Raw genomic sequence first — 20,660 nt, forward strand, 5'->3', positions numbered from 1 at the left:
TAAAAGTACCATACAGTACCTTTATAATGCATTTTCCCTAAAAAATCAATCAATAAAACTGTAAGCCATATAATTAAGCTTTACATGTATTGTACAGACTGTCACTGCACATTACAAGTTTAATTATTCAGCTGATTTATTACCAGTGTTTTTCTTGATAATATCTTCAGAAATTGATTTTGGAACTTCTGCATAGTGATCGAAGTACATAGTGTATGTTCCACGACCTTGTGTATTAGAACGTAATGATGTTGCATAACCGAACATTTCTGAAAGTGGTACAAAGGCATTTACAACTTGTGCATTACCACGAGGTTCCATACCATCAACACGTCCACGACGAGATGTTACGTCACCCATGATGTCGCCCATGTATTCTTCAGGCATTTCAATTGTTACTTTCATCATTGGTTCTAAGATAACAGGATCACATTTTTTAGCAGCTTCTTTAAGTGCTAATGATGCAGCAATTTTGAAGGCCATTTCTGATGAATCGACATCATGGTATGAACCATCAAATAATTTAGCTTTAACATCAATTAATGGATAACCAGCTAATACACCGTTTTCCATAGCATCTTTAAGTCCAGCTTCAACTGATGGAATGTATTCACGAGGAACTACACCACCAACGATAGCGTTTTCGAATTCGAAACCGCCACCTGTTTCGTTTGGTTCAAATTCAATTTTAACATCACCGTATTGTCCACGACCACCAGATTGACGCGCGAATTTACCTTGAACTTGTGCTGATTGCTTAAATGTTTCACGATATGAAACCATTGGCGCACCAACATTACATTCAACGTTAAATTCTTTTTTCATACGGTCAACTAAGATGTCTAAGTGAAGCTCACCCATACCACCGATGATAACTTGTCCAGTTTCTTCGTCAGTGTGTGCATGGAATGTTGGGTCTTCTTCTTGTAACTTAACTAAAGCTGTAGTCATTTTATCTTGGTCAGCTTTAGATTTTGGTTCAACTGATAGGTGAATAACAGGTTCTGGGAAATCCATTGATTCCAAGATAATGTCATTTTTCTCACCACATAAAGTATCACCAGTACCAGTTTCTTTTAGACCTACCGCAGCAGCGATATCTCCTGAGTAAACTGTGTTAAGCTCTTGACGAGAGTTAGCGTGCATTTGTAGTAAACGACCTACACGTTCACGTTTGTTCTTCGTAGAGTTTTTAACATAAGAACCTGATGTTAATGTACCTGAGTACACACGGAAGAATGTTAACTTACCAACATAAGGGTCAGTCATTACTTTGAACGCTAATGCAGCGAACTCAGCATTGTCATCCGCTTTTGCGATAACTTCTTCTTCTGGATCATCAGCACGGTGGCCGACAATTGGTTTAACATCTAATGGTGATGGTAAATAATCAATTACTGCGTTAAGCATTAATTGAACACCTTTGTTTTTGAAGGCAGTACCAACAAGAACTGGGTAGAATTCAATATTATTAGTTGCTTCACGAATAGCGTCTTTTAATTCAGCTACAGTAATTTCTTCGTCACCAAGATATTTTTCCATTAATTCATCACTTGTTTCAGCTACTGCTTCAATAAGTGTTGCACGAGCTTCTTCAGCTCTTTCTTTTTGATCTTCAGGAATTTCAATTTCTTCAATTTCAGTTCCTAAGTCATTGTTGTATTTGAAACATTTCATTTCAACTAAGTCGATGATTGCTTCAAATTCGTCTTCCGCACCAATTGGTAATTGGATTGGTTGTGCATTCGCTTGTAGGCGATCATGAATTGTGCTTACAGCATATTCAAAGTTAGCGCCTAATTTGTCCATTTTGTTTACGAAAACAATACGAGGAACGCTGTAAGTTGTTGCTTGACGCCAAACTGTTTCAGTTTGAGGTTCAACACCTGATTGCGCATCAAGTACTGTTACTGCACCATCAAGTACACGTAATGAACGTTCAACTTCAACAGTGAAGTCTACGTGTCCTGGTGTATCGATGATGTTTACACGGTGATCATCCCATGAAGCTGTTGTTGCAGCTGATGTGATAGTGATACCGCGGTCTTGCTCCTGTTCCATCCAGTCCATTTGTGAAGCCCCTTCATGAGTTTCACCAATTTTATGGATACGTCCAGTATAGTAAAGAATACGTTCAGTCGTAGTTGTTTTACCAGCATCGATGTGAGCCATGATACCGATATTACGAGTTCTTTCTAAACTAAAATCTCTAGCCATGTATTTTTCTCCTTCCAGTATAACTGCGAATAAATACTATAAATATGGCGATGCCCTAAGCATGCACCTAGATAGTAAACTATCCGTGTGGAACATGCTCAGGGAAAAACCTACTATCCTACCAACGATAGTGAGCGAAGGCTTTGTTAGCTTCAGCCATTTTATGAACGTCTTCACGTTTCTTAACTGCACCACCAGTGTTGTTTGCAGCATCTAAAATTTCGTTAGCTAAACGTTCTTCCATCGTTTTTTCACCACGAAGACGTGAATAGTTAACTAACCAACGAAGGCCTAAAGTAGTACGACGTTCTGGACGAACTTCTACAGGTACTTGATAGTTAGAGCCACCTACACGACGTGCTTTAACTTCTAATACTGGCATGATGTTGTCGATAGCTTCTTCGAAAACTTCGATAGCTTCACGACCACTGCGTTCTTGAACTAATTCAAATGCAGAATAAAGAATTTTTTGAGCTGTTCCACGTTTACCATCTAACATAATTTTGTTAATCAATTTAGTAACTAATTTTGAGTTATGAATTGGGTCTGGTAATACGTCTCTTTTTGGTACTGATCCTTTACGAGGCATAATATAAATCCTCCCTTCCTAATTATAATATATTTCCATTATTTATAACGAAAATTTACGCAATCTTAACCTTATTTTTTAGGTTTTTTAGTTCCGTATAATGAACGACCTTGTCTACGACCGTCAACACCTGAAGTATCAAGTGCACCACGTACGATGTGGTAACGCACACCAGGTAAGTCTTTTACACGTCCACCACGTACAAGTACAACACTGTGTTCTTGTAAATTGTGTCCGATACCAGGAATATAAGCGTTGATTTCGATGTTGTTAGACAAACGCACACGAGCATATTTACGTAACGCAGAGTTAGGTTTTTTAGGTGTCATAGTACCTACACGTGTACAAACACCACGTTTTTGTGGTGAGTTTAAGCTAGTGTACTTTTTCTTTTTACTGTTGTAGTTTCTGTTCAATGCTGGTGAATCATAGTTTTTTGATTTACTTTGTCTTGGTTTACGTACTAATTGATTAATAGTTGGCATGAAATATGTCCTCCTCTCTTCTTTTATAATCCCACACATCCAGGTGGTTCATTTTAAAGGTAAATAAAATTTAGTAAGAAAAAATCTTACTAATCTCATTTCAATAATGCAACAACAGTCGCATTAACGTTTATACCTACATACTTTCCTAAAGCTTGTTTGCTCTCGAAAAATGAGATAGATATGTTTTTGTGATTGATTTGACTTAACACGCGAGTCATCAGATGAATCTCAACGTCTTCAGCGATAATCAATGATGTCACTTGATCTTTATTCAATGCTTTCAGCGTTTGTTTAAGACCAATAACATAGTGTTGTTTGTTAAAGCGTGCAACTTTTTCATTAGACATCTAAGTATCCTCCAAAGTTCTGCTTGCATCAACCTTAATAATAATAACATCAAAATTACTGCGTAGTCAACTTTAATTAACATTTTTTGCAGAAAATATATAAAAAAATAAGTGAGCGAAATAAAGATTAAATGTCTCCATCAAATCTTTTATTTCGCCCGAGCTCAAATGGTCAATCGCTTTAAACATATGACATGTGATGAAGTCTTACAACCTCAACACATGTCTATATGTTTAAACAACTTCAAATGAATGATAAAACCATTTTACATCTCAAAAGCTATACTAGATTTCTGTTGGTTGAATTTCTTCAACAACTTCTTCAGGTGTCGCTTTGTCATACTGTACATCACTGTAACGTCTCATACCTGTACCAGCTGGAATAAGCTTACCGATAATAACGTTCTCTTTAAGTCCAAGTAAGTTATCACGTTTACCTTTGATAGCTGCATCTGTAAGTACACGAGTTGTTTCTTGGAATGATGCTGCTGATAAGAAGCTTTCTGTTTCAAGAGAAGCTTTTGTTATACCTAGTAATACAGGTTTAGATGTTGCTGGACGTTTACGTTCTTTGAATGCTTCACGGTTAGCATCTGTAAAGTTATGAATATCTACAAGTGCACCTGGAAGTAATTTCGTATCTCCAGCTTCAATGATACGTACTTTACGTAACATTTGTCTTACCATAACTTCAACGTGTTTATCATCAATTTCAACACCTTGCATACGGTAAACTTTTTGAACTTCTTTTAATAAATAGCTTTCTGTTGCATTTAAACCAGATATAGATAAGAAGTTCTTAGGTTCAATAGAACCTTCTGTAAGTGCTTCACCACGTTCAACACTTTGGCCAACTTCAACTTTTAATCTTGAAGTACCTGAAGCCAAGTAAGATTTCGTTTCATTTGCACCTTTGATGACGATTTCTTGTTGACGATCTTTGGCAACGCTAATGTCATCTACGACACCTTCAATTTCGGTAACGACTGCTTGACCTTTAGGGTTACGCGCTTCGAAGATCTCTTGGATACGAGGAAGACCTTGCGTGATGTCACTACCTGCTACACCACCTGTGTGGAATGTACGCATTGTAAGCTGTGTACCTGGTTCACCGATTGATTGGGCAGCAATTGTACCAACTGCTTCACCAACTTCAACTTTTTCACCAGTAGCAAGGTTTTTACCATAGCATTTTTCACATACACCATGACGTGTGTTACATGTGAATGCTGAACGGATATACATTTCTTCTATACCAGCGTCTGTGATTTTCTTAGCAATTTCTGCTGTTACTAACTCATCTGGACGAACGATAACTTCATCTGTTTCTGGGTGACGAATCGTTTCTTTAGAATAACGACCTTCAATACGTTCGCTAAATGGTTCGATCATTTCAGTACCTTCTTTAATATCAGATACTAGTAAACCACGGTCAGTACCACAGTCTTCTTCACGAACGATAACATCTTGTGCCACATCAACCAGACGACGAGTAAGATAACCAGAGTCCGCTGTTTTAAGTGCTGTATCGGCAAGACCTTTACGCGCACCATGTGTAGAGATAAAGTATTCTAACACCGTTAAACCTTCACGGAATGATGAAGTGATTGGTAATTCAATGATCTTACCTGATGGTGCAGCCATAAGTCCACGCATACCAGCTAACTGTGTAAAGTTAGATGCGTTACCACGAGCACCAGAGTCACTCATCATAAAGATTGGGTTTGTTTTTTCAAGTGAACCCATTAATTCATTTTGAATTTGGTCTTTAGCATCAGTCCAAATTTCAACAACTGCATTGTAACGTTCAAATTCTGTAATTAAACCACGGTTAAATTGTTTTTGTACTTTTTCAACTAGTTTTTCATGTTCATCTAAAATTTGTTGTTTATCTGGTAAGACCACAATGTCAGATACACCAACAGTGATACCAGCTTTAGAAGAGAATTTGAAGCCTAAGTCTTTCATTCTATCTAACATCATAGATGTATCTGTGATGCTGAATCGATTGAAGACTTCTGCAATGATATTTCCTAAGAAATTCTTGTTGAATGGTTCGCTAAGTGGTTGCTCATCAAAATATGCTTTTAATCCACCCTCACCTAATTCAGCAGCAGAAACAAAGTATTTGTCTGGCGTACTGTTTTCAAGGTTATATTTTGTTGGTTCGTTAATGTATGCAAATGAATCAGGAATGATTTCATTAAAGATAACTTTACCAACAGATGTTGTTAAGATTTTTTGATTTTGCGCTTCTGTAAATGTTGGGTTATTAAATGAACTTGCATGCACACCTATACGTGTGTGTAAATGTACATAACCATTTGCGTATGCTTTTAGCACTTCATTTGTATCATTATAAATTGTACCAGTATTTACAGCATCTTTACGTTCTAAAGTAAGGTAATAGTTACCTAATACCATATCTTGTGATGGTGTAACAACAGGTTTACCATCTTTAGGGTTTAAGATGTTTTGTGCTGCAAGCATGAGCATGCGTGCTTCTGCTTGTGCTTCTTTAGATAATGGTACGTGAACAGCCATTTGGTCACCATCAAAGTCAGCGTTATAAGCTGTTGTTGCAAGTGGGTGTAGACGAATGGCACGGCCTTCTACAAGTGTAGGTTCAAATGCTTGAATACCTAATCTATGCAGCGTTGGTGCACGGTTTAAAAGAACTGGATGTTCTTTAATTACGTCTTCTAATACATCCCATACTTCATCATCCATACGTTCAATCTTGCTTTTAGCATTTTTAATGTTTGTCGCAATTTCACGTTGAACTAATTCTTTCATGATGAATGGTTTAAATAGTTCTAAAGCCATTTCTTTAGGTAAGCCACATTGATACATCTTCAAGCTAGGTCCAACAGCGATAACTGAACGACCTGAATAGTCAACACGTTTACCTAATAAATTTTGACGGAAACGACCTTGTTTACCTTTAAGCATATGTGAAAGTGATTTTAATGGACGATTACCTGGTCCAGTTACTGGACGACCACGACGGCCATTATCGATAAGTGCATCAACTGCTTCTTGTAGCATACGTTTTTCGTTTTGTACGATGATGCCAGGCGCACCTAAATCTAATAAACGTTTTAAACGGTTGTTACGGTTGATAACACGACGATATAAGTCGTTTAAATCACTTGTTGCAAAACGTCCACCGTCTAATTGAACCATTGGTCTGATTTCTGGTGGAATAATTGGAAGTACATCTAATACCATCCATGCTGGATTGTTACCAGAATGTCTGAATGATTCAACTACTTCTAAACGTTTAATCGCACGTGTAAGTCTTTGTCCTGTTGCAGACTCTAACTCATCACGTAATTCTTTTAATTCTGTATCTAAATCAATTTCATCTAATAATTCTTTGATACCTTCAGCACCCATTTTAGCTGTAAATTGACCAGGGAATTTATCATAGTACTCTCTGAATTCTGCTTCAGATAGTAATGTCTTTTTCTCTAAACCAGTTGGTCCTGGATTAACAACAACATAAGAAGCAAAGTAAATCACTTCTTCTAATGCTGTTGGTGACATGTCTAGTAATAGTCCCATGCGGCTTGGAATACCTTTGAAGTACCAAATATGTGAAACTGGCGCAGCTAATTCAATGTGTCCCATTCTTTCACGGCGCACTTTAGATTTAGTTACTTCTACTCCACATCTATCACAAACCATACCTTTATAGCGTACACGTTTGTATTTACCACAACTACATTCCCAGTCTTTTGTAGGTCCGAAAATTCTCTCACAGAATAGACCATCTTTTTCTGGTTTTAAAGTACGATAGTTAATTGTTTCTGGCTTTTTAACCTCACCAAAAGACCATGAACGGATTTTTTCAGGTGAAGCAAGTCCTATTTTCATATAATGGAAATTATTTACATCAATCAAGGAGCCTACCTCCTTCAATTTAGATTAGCTGTGCAAATTGATTGATTGCTCTTTATCAATATTAGATAAACTCATAATGAGGCAAGTACGACGACTTCACCTCAATATGGTATATCTCTTTATAAACTTAAATGCGATCTGTATTAGTCAGTAATTTCTTTTTGTGATTGTGGCGCTTCTTTTTGTTGAAGGTCCACTTTACGTTCTACTGCATCTTCATCTTCGTTATCTTGCATGTCAATTTCATTGTCATGCTCATCCATAATCTTAACATCTAATCCTAAACTTTGAAGTTCTTTCATCAATACTCTGAATGATTCAGGAACACCAGGTTTAGTAATATTTTCACCTTTGACAATAGATTCGTAAGTTTTAACACGACCTACTGTGTCATCAGATTTATAAGTTAAGATCTCTTGAAGTGTGTAAGCAGCACCATAAGCTTCAAGTGCCCATACCTCCATCTCACCGAAACGTTGTCCACCAAATTGTGCTTTACCACCTAGTGGTTGTTGCGTAACAAGTGAGTATGGTCCAGTTGAACGCGCATGTAATTTATCGTCAACCATGTGTGCAAGTTTCAGCATATACATAACGCCGACTGAAATTCTGTTATCGAATGGTTCACCTGTACGTCCATCATATAATACTGTCTTACCATCACGTGCCATACCTGCTTCTTCAATCGTTGACCATACATCTTCATCACTCGCACCATCAAATACTGGTGATGCAACATGAATACCTAAGTTTTTAGCAGCCATACCTAAATGTAACTCTAATACTTGTCCGATATTCATACGTGATGGAACACCCAATGGGTTCAACATGATGTCAATTGGTGTACCGTCTGGTAAATAAGGCATATCTTCTTCAGGAACTAACTTAGAAATAACACCTTTGTTACCGTGACGACCACACATTTTGTCACCAACATGTATTTTACGTTTTTGAACGATATAAACACGTACTAATTGGTTTACACCTGGAGATAATGTGTCATCTCCTTCTTCACGGTTGAAGACTTTAACATCTAGAACAATACCGCCTGCACCATGAGGTACACGTAATGATGTATCACGTACTTCACGTGCTTTTTCACCGAATATTGCATGTAATAAGCGTTCTTCTGCTGTTAATTCTGTTACACCTTTAGGCGTTACTTTACCTACTAAAATGTCTCCATCATTAACTTCAGCACCTACGTATACAATACCACGGTCATCTAAGTTTTTAAGCGCACTATCTGAAACGTTAGGAATATCACGTGTAATTTCTTCAGGTCCTAGTTTTGTATCACGTGCTTCTGATTCATATTCCTCAATATGAATTGAAGTATATACGTCATCTTTCACTAGGCGTTCACTCATAATTACAGCATCTTCATAGTTGTAACCATCCCATGTCATGAAACCGACAACTACGTTTCTACCTAACGCCATTTCACCAAGTTCCATTGAAGGACCATCGGCTAAAATTTCACCTTTCGTTACGACATCACCTGTAGCAACGATTGGTCTTTGGTTATAACAAGTACCTGTGTTTGAACGTTTGAATTTAGCTAATGGATAGCGATCGATTTCGCCTTCGTATTCTTGTCCATCTTCTTCGATAAGTTGACGTACAAGGATTTCATTAGATTCAACGTGTTCAACACGGCCTTTGTTTTTAGCAACAATTGCTGCACCAGAGTCACGAGCTGCTACGTGTTCCATACCAGTACCTACGAAAGGTGATTCTGGATTCATCAATGGGACTGCTTGACGTTGCATGTTCGCACCCATTAATGCACGGTTAGAGTCATCGTTTTCTAAGAATGGAATACATGCTGTTGCTGCAGAAACAACCTGTTTAGGAGATACATCCATGTAATCCATTTTTTCTTTTGCCATAACTGTGTTATTACCACGGAAACGACAAACAACTTCATCATCTAAGAAGCGACCATTTTCATCTAACTTAGAATTTGCTTGTGCTACTACATAGCTATCTTCTTCGTCAGCTGTTAAATAATCAATTTGATCTGTGATACTATTCGTTTCAAGATCTACTTTACGATATGGCGTTTCAATGAAACCAAATTCATTTACACGTGCATAACTTGATAATGAGTTAATCAAACCAATGTTTGGTCCCTCTGGTGTTTCGATTGGACACATACGACCGTAGTGAGAGTAGTGAACGTCACGCACTTCCATTTGAGCACGTTCACGTGTTAAACCACCAGGTCCTAATGCTGATAGACGACGTTTATGTGTCAATTCCGCTAATGGATTGGCTTGGTCCATGAATTGTGACAATTGAGAACTACCAAAGAATTCTTTAATTGACGCAATAACTGGACGAATATTGATTAATTGTTGTGGTGTAATAGAATCTGTATCTTGGATAGACATTCTTTCACGTACCACACGTTCCATTCTTGATAAACCAATGCGGAATTGGTTTTGTAGTAATTCCCCTACTGAACGTAGACGACGATTACCTAAATGGTCAATATCATCTGTGAATCCAATACCACTTAGTAAATTAAAGAAATATGACATTGATGCGATGATATCAGCTGGTGTAATACATTTCACTTCTGAATCAGGGAACGCATTACCAATAACTGTCGTTGTGCGTCCTTCTTCGTCATTAGGAACATATACTTTAATAGATTGAATTTCTACTGGTTCATCAATCACAGTACCTTCAAGTTCAAAAACTTCACTGTTAGCATTAGATTCTAATACATCCATGATTTCATCTAAATTACGACGATCTAAGACAGTACCTTCTTCAGCTACAATTTCACCTGTTTCAGCATTAACAATTGGTTCTGCTAATTTTTGATTGAATAAACGGTGTTTTAAATGAAGTTTTTTATTCGCTTTATAACGACCCACACTCGCTAAGTCATAACGTTTCGGATCAAAGAAACGTGAGTATAATAAGCTTTTCGCATTTTCTACTGTAGGCGGTTCACCTGGGCGTAAACGCTCATAAATTTCTAATAATGCTTGATCAGTATTTTCTGTACCATCTTTTTCTAATGTATTACGTAAGTACTCATTATCTCCTAAGAGATCAATGATTTCTTGATCTGTTGAGAAGCCTAAAGCTCTTAATAATACTGTTAGTGGTAATTTTCTTGTTCTATCAATACGTACATAAACTACATCTTTAGCATCAGTTTCATACTCTAACCATGCACCACGGTTAGGAATAATTGTTGCATCATAGTTTGTGCGACCATTTTTATCTAATTTTTCATTAAAGTAAACGGATGGTGAACGAACTAATTGTGATACGATAACACGTTCAGCACCATTAATCACAAATGTACCTGTATCTGTCATTAATGGGAAATCACCCATAAACACTTCTTGCTCTTTCACTTCGCCTGTTTCTTTAATGATTAGACGTACTTTTACACGTAGAGGTGCAGAATACGTCGTATCACGGTTTTTCGATTCTTCTAAATCATATTTTGATTCTCCAAGTCTGTAATCAACAAACTCTAAAGACAGATTACCTGTGAAATCTTCAATCGGTGAAATGTCTCTAAACATTTCATATAAACCTTCTTCTAAGAACCACTCGTAAGACTTAGTTTGAATCTCAATTAAATTCGGTAATTCTAATACCTCTGAAATTCTCGCATAGTTTCTACGTTTACGATGTCTTCCATATTGGACAAATTGACCTGCCAAACAGATTCACCCCTCAAAAATTGCGTGTTTACTTTTACTAAATCAGCAAATATAATTAGACAAAAAGAAAACGGTAGCATAACTCATGACACCATTTTCTATTTCATCTTATATACTTTGTTAATTTATACGTAAAAGTACACACTTATTGAACATAATTTTTTACATTTTATTACTATATCAGAACAGTGGTTTTTAATCAACCTTTTACACTTCTTAATATATAATAGCCTTTGCGCTTTTCTAATACTTCTACGTTACCAAATGTTTCTTCCATTTTTTTCTTCGCGGATGGCATACCTTGTTTTTTTTGAATCACAACATAAAGGGCGCCATTCACTTTTAATTTATGATATGCATCAGCTAAGATGCTGTGAACTACCTTTTTTCCTGCTCTAATCGGTGGATTAGTTAGCACAAAATCAAAAGCATCATTCTCTACTTGTGATAACCCATCGCTTTCTATGATGTCGACGTTCTCTAGATGGTTTTTCTTTTTATTTTTAATCGATAAAGCAAGTGCACGCTGATTTACATCAACCATTGTAATTTCATGGTGTGGAGACACTTTTGCAATCATCAAACCAATCGGACCATAACCACAACCAACATCTATAATTTTTTTAGTAGGACCCGGGGGATTTTCGTTTAAAAAAGTATTGATTAATAAATCTGAACCAAAGTCTATTTTCCCTTTAGAAAACACACCTGAATCAGTAACTAATTTTAAATCATAGTTTTTGTAGGAATAAGTAAAAGGAAGTTCGTCGCTTTCTACTTCAGGATTTTCATCATAGTAATGACTCATGACTACACCTCTTTTAATCTAATTTATCTTAGATTAATACTATACCCTCAACAAATTTTTGTAATAACAAAAATTTTATTCAGGATAGTTCAAATAAGATAAAACCCCGTTATATCGATAACGGGGTTTTCATTTCTCAAAGATTTCAGGCTATCCATATTACATTTAAGATTAGCGTATCGAAATAGCTAATGTGTTAAGCTGCTTGGACAACCTTCAATATAAAATTATGAACTGTTAGCCAGCTAGAATTATTTTAATTCTACTGTAGCGCCAACTTCTTCTAATGCTTCTTTAAGTTTTTCAGCTTCTTCAGTTGGTAAAGCTTCTTTGATTACTTTAGGAGCTCCGTCAACTAATTCTTTAGCATCTTTTAATCCTAAGCCAGTAGCTTCTTTAACAGCTTTAACGACTTTGATTTTAGATGATCCAGCTGATGTTAATTCAACATCAAATTCTGTTTTTTCTTCAGCAGCGTCTCCGCCACCTGCTGCACCTGCTGCTACTGGAGCTGCTGCAGTTACACCAAATTCTTCTTCAATTGCTTTTACTAAGTCGTTTAATTCTAAAACTGACATTTCTTTAATTGCTTCAATGATTTGTTCTTGATTAGCCATTTTAATATTCCTCCATTAATTTTTATTAGTTTATTATGCGCAATTATTCAGCGCTTTCTTCGTTTTGTTCTTTATCTTCTCCAACAGCTTTAACTGCATAAGCGAAATTGCGTACTGGAGCTTGTAATACTGATAAAAGCATAGAAACAAGACCGTCGTGTGATGGTAATGTACCAACTGTGTTAACTTCTTCAGCAGAGATAACACTGCCTTCCATAACACCTACTTTAATTTCTAAAGCTTTATGTTCTTTAGCAAATCCTGCTAATACTTTTGCTGGAGCAACAACATCTTCTGTTGAAGTAGCAACTGCAGTAGGACCTACTAAATGTTCATTTAAACCTTCTAAACCAACTTGATCAGCAGCACGACGAACCATTGTATTTTTTAATACTTTGAATTCAACGCCAGCTTCACGTAATTGTGAACGTAATTCAGTTACTTCTGAAACAGTTAGACCACGGTAGTCAACGATTACAGTAGATACTGAATTTTTCAATGATTCAGCAATTACATCAACTTGTTGTTTTTTAGCTTCGATGATAGCAGACATTTAGACACCTCCATAGTTTTTTTATTTGGTGCTTTTAATCTTGATTACAACTGCTAATTACAAGAATTAACAACTTTATCTCAATAAAAAAAGCACTTTCTACCCACGGCAAAAAGTGCTTGAAAGATCTAAAAATCTTCACGTTCAAGTCAATTTTAGCCTCGGTAGGATTATTTTTAAGTTATCACTAACTCCTACTGTCTTAGGTAAAATAATACATTAACCAATATAACTGGTTAAATGCAGTATGTCAATATATTTTTAAGGATAAGACTGAATGAATTCATTCAGTCTTATCAGCATTTATATTTAAGATTAAAGTTTGAAGCTAGAAGTATCGACTTTTACTCCAGGACCCATTGTTGTTGTAACAGCAACAGATTTGAAGTAAGTACCTTTAGCTGAAGATGGTTTCGCTTTAGTTAACACATCTTGTAAAGCTTTGAAGTTTTCAACAAGTTTGTCAGTATCAAATGATACTTTACCAATTGAAGCATGTACAATACCAGCTTTTTCAGCACGATATTCTACTTTACCTGCTTTGATTTCTTCAACTGCTTTTGTAACATCCATTGTTACAGTACCAGTTTTAGGGTTTGGCATTAAACCTTTAGGTCCTAATACACGACCAAGTTTACCAACTTCGCCCATCATGTCTGGTGTAGCTACTACTACGTCAAAGTCAAACCAACCTTGTTGGATTTGTTGAACATATTCACTTTCACCAACGAAATCAGCACCTGCTGCTTCTGCTTCAGCTGCTTTGTCTCCTTTTGCGAATACCAATACACGTTGTGATTTACCTGTACCATTTGGTAGTACAACTGCACCACGGATTTGTTGATCATTTTTACGTGTATCAATTCCTAAACGGAATGCTACTTCAACTGATGCGTCAAAGTTAGCGATACTTGTTTCTTTAGCTAATTCAACTGCTTCTTCAACACTATAGTGTTTTTGGCGGTCGATTTTATTAGCTACTTCTTGAAATCTTTTACTTTTCTTAGCCATTTCATGTCCTCCTTTAGTGGTTTTAGCGGAATTTCCTCCCACATTTACTCGCTTGTGCAAGTTAAGAGCAGATAACAGAGAGGTTTTAATCGTATTGCATCTCAGGAATCAATTCCTAAGTAAATGACAATTTTCCTCTTATTACGACAATATTGAACGCTTTGATCCTGTTTGTCATTTCTGTCATCTGCTTTATCGTCAATCTATGTTTTCAGTTAATTTTAATATTATTGAACAGTGATACCCATACTACGTGCAGTACCTTCGATAATACGCATAGCTGCTTCTTCGTCTGCAGCGTTTAAATCTTGCATTTTTTGGTTTGCAATTTCACGTACTTGATCTTTAGTTACTGTAGCAACTTTGTTTTTATTAGGTTCGCCAGAACCTTTTTCAACGCCAGCTGCTTTTTTAAGTAATACTGGAGCCGGTGGAGTTTTTGTAATGAATGTAAATGAACGATCTTCATAAACACTGATTTCTACCGGAATAATTAAACCTGCATCTTCTTGTGTACGTGCGTTGAATTCCTTACAGAATCCCATAATATTCACACCTGCTTGACCTAATGCTGGACCAACTGGTGGTGCTGGGTTTGCTTTACCTGCAGGAATTTGTAATTTAACAACTTTTTCTACTTTTTTAGCCACGATGTGCACCTCCTTGATATCGTGATGTGGTCACAGGACTCAGTTTTGTCCTCCCACTCTTCTACATTTCGTGACGAAATGAACGCTCTATGAGCGCGACCACAGTATTATAACATCTATTTAAAACATAAAGCAAGAGTAAAGTGTAACTTTTTTTATAGAACCCCTTATCATTTTAATGATTAGGGGTTCTTAATGCATGTAAAGTAATACTTCTTGCTTCAGCAAATCTAGTATTACTTATATAAGGGCTATCGCACTTATATACCTTTATAATTTTTCAATTTGATCGAATTCTACTTCAACAGGTGTTTCTCTACCAAACATGTCTACAAGAACTGTCAATTTAAATTTATCCGCTTCAATTTCTTGAACTTCACCAACTTGATTCGCAAATGGTCCTGATTTGATTTGGACTTGTTCACCTAAATCTAATTCAACATCAATTGTTTTTTCTTTCATGCCCATTTGTTTCAAGATGAAACGTGCTTCTTCAGGTAATAATGGATTCGGTTTTGATCCAGCACCTGCTGAACCAACAAATCCTGTAACACCTGGTGTATTTCTGACAATATACCATGATTCATCAGTCATGATTAATTCAACTAATACATAGCCAGGAAATGTTTTTTTAGTTAATGTTTTAGCTTTGCCATCTTTAACTTGTGTTTCTTCTTCTTCAGGTATAACCACTCTGAATATCAGTTCAGTCATATTCATAGATTCCACACGTTTTTCTAAATTCTTTTTAACTTTGTTCTCATAACCAGAATAAGTATGCACAGCATACCAACGCTTTGCGCCAACTTCCTCAGACATGTCGTCACTCCTATCTATTTAATTAACTCTATAACTCTACCAATACCTAAATCTAAGACATAGAAGAAGGCTAAGAAAAATACTACCGTTGCTACAACGATTACAGTATATTTAAATAATTCTTCTTTCGTTGGCCAACTTGTCTTTTCCATTTCTGACTTTACGCCTTGAAAGAAATTTTCTTTTTTAGCCATTAGCAATACCTCCGTATTAATTCGATTTTCTCATTTGCTTATACATACGACAAATTAAGCAAATACAATACTCACAACTAAATTGGAAGGTTATATTTACTCAATTACTTAATCTAATATACCGACATTATTTTGCTTCTTTATGAACTGTATGCGCGTTACATCTTGGACAATATTTCTTCAATGTCAATCTTGATGTAAGGTTACTTTGTTTAGGAACATTATAATTTCTATTTCCACACGTTTCACAGCTTAATGGCACTTTTTTCATTTTACTTCACCTTACTCATTATAATACCAATCTACTATACATAACATCTCTGTCAATTGTCAATCTTCCACCATTGCTTTCTAGTAACCCAAAAATCAATTAATACCTATCTATAGCTGATTTTAATTCGAACGCTTCGGGTTAAATGCACGCTTCAATTTCAGTTTACATCTATGTATCGTATTGTAAACTATTTTAACATTTAGATTTAAAATGCAGGCAATTTCAGATGGTTTATAGTCATTTAAAATATAATTAATAATACCTTGTTCTAGCTCTGTTAATTTTTCAATGCTTTGATGCAGCATAGTTAGTGTTTCTTTTTTTAAAATAATTTCATCCGTTTGTCGCGCTTGCCTTAACATTTGGACACTAATTAGCATTTCGTTTTCCAACAATCTTTGCCGCCTTAAATCAGCTAATTTTTTTCTTATATAATCATTTTTGGCATTTTTGATAGTGCGATTTACATAATGTGCTAATGGGATTTCTTTAGAAAAATCGAATTGTCTTAACGCTTTAAATAATTTAAAAAATATTTCTTGTTGTAGATCTTCTTTGTCATCTGGATGTATTGAAAAATGGTTCAAACATTTCAAAATATGTGGTTGTAATTTCTCTAGTAAATCGATTAAGAAATGAATATCTTGCCATGTGCTTTTTGAGACTGGTGTTGGTTCTTGATGATTTGTTCTTTGCAGCATACTTTAAAATCCTTTCATTAGGTTAAAGCTAGCATACAAAGTACTCTGTAAAAAAAGCAAGGGGACAATCTTCTTATTTATGATTGTTACCCCTTCTGATTTTTTCAAATTCTTCCAAAATTTCATTGGACAGCTCTATACGCGTCCGTGGTTTCTGCTCATTGAATCCTTCAAGCTTTTTTGAAACCGAAACTTCATTTTCTCTTAAGTCTCTCCACATCTCTCTTGAAGAGATACGATAAGCACCCGCACCAAATATGGCATGTTGTTCACTCATATCACTTGTTACCACTGTGATGTGTCTTGTATGTTTGTCATATAAATCATATACATATTTTTCTATAAAACTATCTGCTGTTTCTTTTTCTTTAGTAAAAACAATCTTTACACCATGATACATATATTCTGAGGACATGCCCGATTGTTCGTAAGCGTCAAACACACAAACCACCTCATCAGCTATAACTGCATTATAATTTGCAATCGCAGTTAGTAATTGATCACGTGCTTCTTCCAAATTTTCTTGGGCTATTTGACTTAAATCTTGTGATTGGCCAATCATATTATAACCGTCAATAATCAAGAAACGATCCTTCATGGTTTTTCTCCAATCTGATTACGTTTACGGTAGACTTCATACATCATTAAACTTGCCGCAACAGAGGCATTCAAACTATTTACGTGCCCTACCATCGGAATATTTATATAAAAGTCGCATTTATCTTTTGTAAGTCGGCTCATACCTTGCCCTTCGCTTCCGATAACGATTGCTAATGGCATACCGGCGTCCATTTCACGATAATCTGTTGAATTTTCCGCTTCAGTACCAACAACCCAGTAACCATGTTCTTTTAATGTTTCAATAGTATTCGCTAAGTTTGTAACACGCATGACAGGCACATGTTCGATCGCACCTGTAGATGCTTTTGCAACGGTCTGTGTGAGTGCAACCGATCGCCTTTTCGGAATAATGATGCCATCCACACCTGAAGCGTCAGCAGTTCTTAAAATCGATCCTAAATTATGGGGATCTTCTAAGCCATCCAAAATTAAAACCGTAGATAGTTTTTCGTTATCTTTTTGTTGTACTAAAAACGCATCAAAGTCTGCATATTCATATGGTGCAATGTATGCAGCGACACCTTGGTGTGGTGCATCAGACAAACCATCTAATTTCGATTTCGGCACTGCTTGTACAATGATTTTGTTACTATTTGCCTTTTTTAAAATGTCATTGATTTGTCCTTTTTTCACTGTATCCTGAATTAAAACCTTATTAATTGTATGCCCGGAAACAATCGCTTCTTTTACGGCATGACGACCTACGATTACAATCTCTTCCAAAGTCTCACTACCTTTCATCTACATTTTTTACGATGCATTCAAGTAACGAGGTGAGTCGCTCTTGATTTTTTTCTAGATATAAAAATCCGAGGATTGCTTCTAAACCTGAACTTTTTCGATAGGTTTGAATATCTGTGTTTTTGGCCTTAGTATAACTCTTAGCGTTTCTGCCTCGACGCACGATATCTAATTCTTCATCTGTAAACCAGTTATTTTCAAATAAGTACTCAAGTGATTGTGCCTGACTTTTTGCAGAAACATAACGCTTAGCCTCTTGATGTAGACGATTAGGCTTCGCTTTTAACTTCAATATAATGTATTCTCTTACAAATTGATCTAAAACGGCGTCACCCATATATGCTAAAGTTAGTGGATTTAATAACTTATTATTCATGTTACCCACGTTTGAATCTCACACCTTGTGGCGTATCTTCTAAAATAATATTTTGTTCTTTTAACTGGTCACGAATTTCGTCTGCACGTGCAAAATCTTTATTTTTTCGCGCATGATTTCGCTCTTCAATGAGCGCTTCGACATCTTCGTCTAATAATTCATCACTGTTTGATGCTTTTAAAGGAACACCTAAAACTTCACTGAATATTTGATAAACTTCTTTAAAGCGTGCAATCACTTTGGTGGATGTCGTATTTTCCAAGACATATTTATTCGCTAGTTTTGATAAATCATACCAAGCTGTGATGGCATTAGCAGTATTGAAATCATCATTCATGACTGTTTCAAACTGATCTAATATTTGATTTATTTCATCAATATATTGGTCTTGTGTTTCAATATTAGTTGCAATTGCTTCTCGCTCTTCAAGGGATTGGTAACTATTACGAATACGTTCTAATCCACTTTTAGCTGCCCCAACAAGCTCCATGTTATAATTAATCGGGCTTCTATAATGTACACTAATCATGAAAAAGCGTAAGACATCTGGATCTATTTCTTTAATAATGTCATGCACTAAGACAAAATTCCCCAATGACTTACTCATTTTTTCATTATCTATGTTGATGAACCCGTTATGCATCCAATAGTTTGCGAACGGCGCATGGTTATGCGCTTCTGATTGAGCAATTTCATTTTCATGGTGTGGGAATTGTAAGTCTGTACCACCTGCATGAATATCAATTGTTGCGCCCAACTCGTGATAAGCCATCACTGAGCACTCAATATGCCAGCCTGGTCTACCTTTACCAAATGGACTGTCCCAACTAATTTCATCTGGTTTCGCCTGTTTCCATAATGTAAAATCGAGTGCATCTTCTTTTTGTTCTCCTTGCTCAATACGTGCGCCTACTTTCAAATCATTCAACGATTGATGGCTTAATTTACCATAATCTTCAAATTTACGTGTTCTGAAATAAACATCGCCACCACTTTCATAAGCGTATCCTTCTTCTATAAGTTCTTCTATAAACTTAATAATATCGTCCATATGATTCATGACTCTTGGATTTGAAGTCGCTTTTTTGACATTTAATGCACCAACATCTTCATAAAATGCATCGATATAGCGGTTAGCTATTGTATTTACTGGCTCATTTAATTCTTTGGAACGTTTTATTAATTTATCATCTACGTCCGTAAAGTTCGAAACATAAATTACTTCATAACCTTGGTACTCAAGATATCTTCTAACAACATCATAGTTAATTGCAGGTCTTGCGTTCCCAATATGAATGTAATTATATACAGTTGGTCCACAAACATACATCTTAACCTTACCTGGTTCTATTGACTTAAACGTTTCTTTTTGACGTGTAAGTGTATTATATAATGTAATCATCTTGAATCTCTCCATTTCTTGTTTTCTCAAGTTGTTTCTCTAATTGTTTTAATTGCTCATAAATTGGGTCAGGTAAATTACGATGATCAAATGTTTTACCGATTCTTCTTCCGTCTTGTTTTACGATATGTCCTGGTATGCCGACTACTGTAGAATAGCTAGGTACCGAGTTCAACACTACGGAATTCGCCCCAATATTAACGTTTGAATTAATTTTAATATTGCCCAGTACTTTTGCTCCAGCTGCAATTAGTACATTGTCTCCAATATCAGGATGACGCTTTCCTTTTTCTTTACCTGTTCCACCTAAAGTAACACCTTGATAAATTGTGACATTGTCACCAATCCTACATGTTTCACCTATCACTACACCCATACCGTGATCAATAAATAAACGCTTGCCAATTTGAGCGCCTGGATGTATTTCTATACCTGTAAAGAAGCGTGTAATTTGAGAAATCAATCTTGCTAATACATATTTTTTCTTTTTATATAAAGCATGTGCAATTAAATGACTCCACACTGCATGTACTCCGGCATAAGATGTAACCACTTCTAATGTCGTACGTGCTGCTGGGTCTTGCTCAAACACCATATTTACATCATCTTTGATTCTTTTCAAAATTTCAAACAAGGTTGCGACCTCCTTAT

At 36.0% G+C, this 20,660-nt stretch carries 20 protein-coding genes and 1 other annotated feature; all 20 genes read right to left on the bottom strand.

The annotated features are described in order from the left end of the window. Window positions 1-123 precede the first annotated feature (123 nt). The 20 genes from fusA to cysE all read right to left on the bottom strand — a co-directional run bounded on the left by fusA (window position 124) and on the right by cysE (window position 20,634). Entirely contained in the window at window positions 124-2,217 is a 2,094-nt protein-coding gene (gene fusA, locus CD032_RS04460; RefSeq protein ID WP_019468563.1) for an elongation factor G, read from the bottom strand. A gap of 118 nt (window positions 2,218-2,335) precedes the next feature. Then, on the bottom strand, window positions 2,336-2,806 hold the full coding sequence (gene rpsG / locus CD032_RS04465; protein ID WP_019468564.1) for a 30S ribosomal protein S7: 471 nt from the start codon (window positions 2,804-2,806) through the stop codon (window positions 2,336-2,338). A gap of 71 nt (window positions 2,807-2,877) precedes the next feature. After that, window positions 2,878-3,291: a 30S ribosomal protein S12 gene (gene rpsL, locus CD032_RS04470; RefSeq protein ID WP_019468565.1), complete on the bottom strand. Its 414-nt coding sequence runs from the start codon at window positions 3,289-3,291 to the stop codon at window positions 2,878-2,880. A 95-nt stretch (window positions 3,292-3,386) separates the two neighbouring features. Continuing rightward, window positions 3,387-3,641 (bottom strand): ribosomal L7Ae/L30e/S12e/Gadd45 family protein, encoded by a 255-nt coding sequence (locus CD032_RS04475; RefSeq protein ID WP_019468566.1) that lies wholly within the window; start codon window positions 3,639-3,641, stop codon window positions 3,387-3,389. A gap of 285 nt (window positions 3,642-3,926) precedes the next feature. Then, the gene (rpoC, locus tag CD032_RS04480) at window positions 3,927-7,520 is read right to left on the bottom strand and encodes a DNA-directed RNA polymerase subunit beta' (protein ID WP_162496143.1); all 3,594 of its coding nucleotides are present in this window, start codon (window positions 7,518-7,520) and stop codon (window positions 3,927-3,929) included. 170 nt (window positions 7,521-7,690) lie between these two features. Next, window positions 7,691-11,242 carry a DNA-directed RNA polymerase subunit beta gene (rpoB, locus tag CD032_RS04485; RefSeq protein ID WP_064264075.1) on the bottom strand — a complete coding sequence of 1,184 codons (3,552 nt, stop codon included), beginning with the start codon at window positions 11,240-11,242 and terminating at the stop codon, window positions 7,691-7,693. 199 nt (window positions 11,243-11,441) lie between these two features. After that, on the bottom strand, window positions 11,442-12,050 hold the full coding sequence (locus CD032_RS04490; RefSeq protein ID WP_019468569.1) for a class I SAM-dependent methyltransferase: 609 nt from the start codon (window positions 12,048-12,050) through the stop codon (window positions 11,442-11,444). A gap of 251 nt (window positions 12,051-12,301) precedes the next feature. Further along, entirely contained in the window at window positions 12,302-12,667 is a 366-nt protein-coding gene (gene rplL / locus CD032_RS04495) for a 50S ribosomal protein L7/L12 (protein WP_019468570.1), read from the bottom strand. Between the two features lie 43 nt (window positions 12,668-12,710). Next, on the bottom strand, window positions 12,711-13,220 hold the full coding sequence (gene rplJ, locus CD032_RS04500) for a 50S ribosomal protein L10 (protein ID WP_019468571.1): 510 nt from the start codon (window positions 13,218-13,220) through the stop codon (window positions 12,711-12,713). A 77-nt stretch (window positions 13,221-13,297) separates the two neighbouring features. Then, window positions 13,298-13,445, bottom strand: a sequence feature (ribosomal protein L10 leader region). A gap of 90 nt (window positions 13,446-13,535) precedes the next feature. Continuing rightward, window positions 13,536-14,231, bottom strand: coding sequence for a 50S ribosomal protein L1 (rplA, locus tag CD032_RS04505; RefSeq protein WP_019468572.1), 696 nt, complete (start codon window positions 14,229-14,231; stop codon window positions 13,536-13,538). A 227-nt stretch (window positions 14,232-14,458) separates the two neighbouring features. Then, complete coding sequence (gene rplK, locus CD032_RS04510) at window positions 14,459-14,881, bottom strand: 50S ribosomal protein L11 (protein WP_019468573.1); 423 nt, start codon at window positions 14,879-14,881, stop codon at window positions 14,459-14,461. 270 nt (window positions 14,882-15,151) lie between these two features. Then, window positions 15,152-15,700 (bottom strand): transcription termination/antitermination protein NusG, encoded by a 549-nt coding sequence (gene nusG / locus CD032_RS04515; protein ID WP_019468574.1) that lies wholly within the window; start codon window positions 15,698-15,700, stop codon window positions 15,152-15,154. A 14-nt stretch (window positions 15,701-15,714) separates the two neighbouring features. Then, complete coding sequence (gene secE / locus CD032_RS04520; protein WP_019468575.1) at window positions 15,715-15,894, bottom strand: preprotein translocase subunit SecE; 180 nt, start codon at window positions 15,892-15,894, stop codon at window positions 15,715-15,717. A gap of 127 nt (window positions 15,895-16,021) precedes the next feature. After that, complete coding sequence (gene rpmG, locus CD032_RS04525) at window positions 16,022-16,165, bottom strand: 50S ribosomal protein L33 (RefSeq protein WP_071560108.1); 144 nt, start codon at window positions 16,163-16,165, stop codon at window positions 16,022-16,024. 122 nt (window positions 16,166-16,287) lie between these two features. Continuing rightward, on the bottom strand, window positions 16,288-16,869 hold the full coding sequence (locus CD032_RS04530) for a sigma-70 family RNA polymerase sigma factor (protein ID WP_019468576.1): 582 nt from the start codon (window positions 16,867-16,869) through the stop codon (window positions 16,288-16,290). Window positions 16,870-16,942: 73 nt separating this feature from the next. Continuing rightward, complete coding sequence (locus CD032_RS04535) at window positions 16,943-17,467, bottom strand: NYN domain-containing protein (protein ID WP_019468577.1); 525 nt, start codon at window positions 17,465-17,467, stop codon at window positions 16,943-16,945. Continuing rightward, a complete protein-coding gene (rlmB, locus tag CD032_RS04540) occupies window positions 17,464-18,213 on the bottom strand; it encodes a 23S rRNA (guanosine(2251)-2'-O)-methyltransferase RlmB (protein ID WP_019468578.1) in 750 nt (249 codons plus the stop codon). The genes CD032_RS04535 and rlmB overlap by 4 nt, the downstream gene beginning before the upstream one ends. 7 nt (window positions 18,214-18,220) lie before the next feature. Further along, on the bottom strand, window positions 18,221-18,607 hold the full coding sequence (locus tag CD032_RS04545) for a Mini-ribonuclease 3 (RefSeq protein ID WP_037539882.1): 387 nt from the start codon (window positions 18,605-18,607) through the stop codon (window positions 18,221-18,223). A 1-nt stretch (window position 18,608) separates the two neighbouring features. Beyond that, entirely contained in the window at window positions 18,609-20,009 is a 1,401-nt protein-coding gene (gene cysS / locus CD032_RS04550; RefSeq protein ID WP_103211221.1) for a cysteine--tRNA ligase, read from the bottom strand. Further along, window positions 19,993-20,634 (bottom strand): serine O-acetyltransferase, encoded by a 642-nt coding sequence (cysE, locus tag CD032_RS04555; RefSeq protein WP_037539884.1) that lies wholly within the window; start codon window positions 20,632-20,634, stop codon window positions 19,993-19,995. The genes cysS and cysE overlap by 17 nt, the downstream gene beginning before the upstream one ends. Window positions 20,635-20,660 lie beyond the last annotated feature (26 nt).

It is taken from the genome of Staphylococcus cohnii subsp. cohnii, from assembly GCF_002902365.1.
GTDB lineage: Bacteria > Bacillota > Bacilli > Staphylococcales > Staphylococcaceae > Staphylococcus > Staphylococcus cohnii.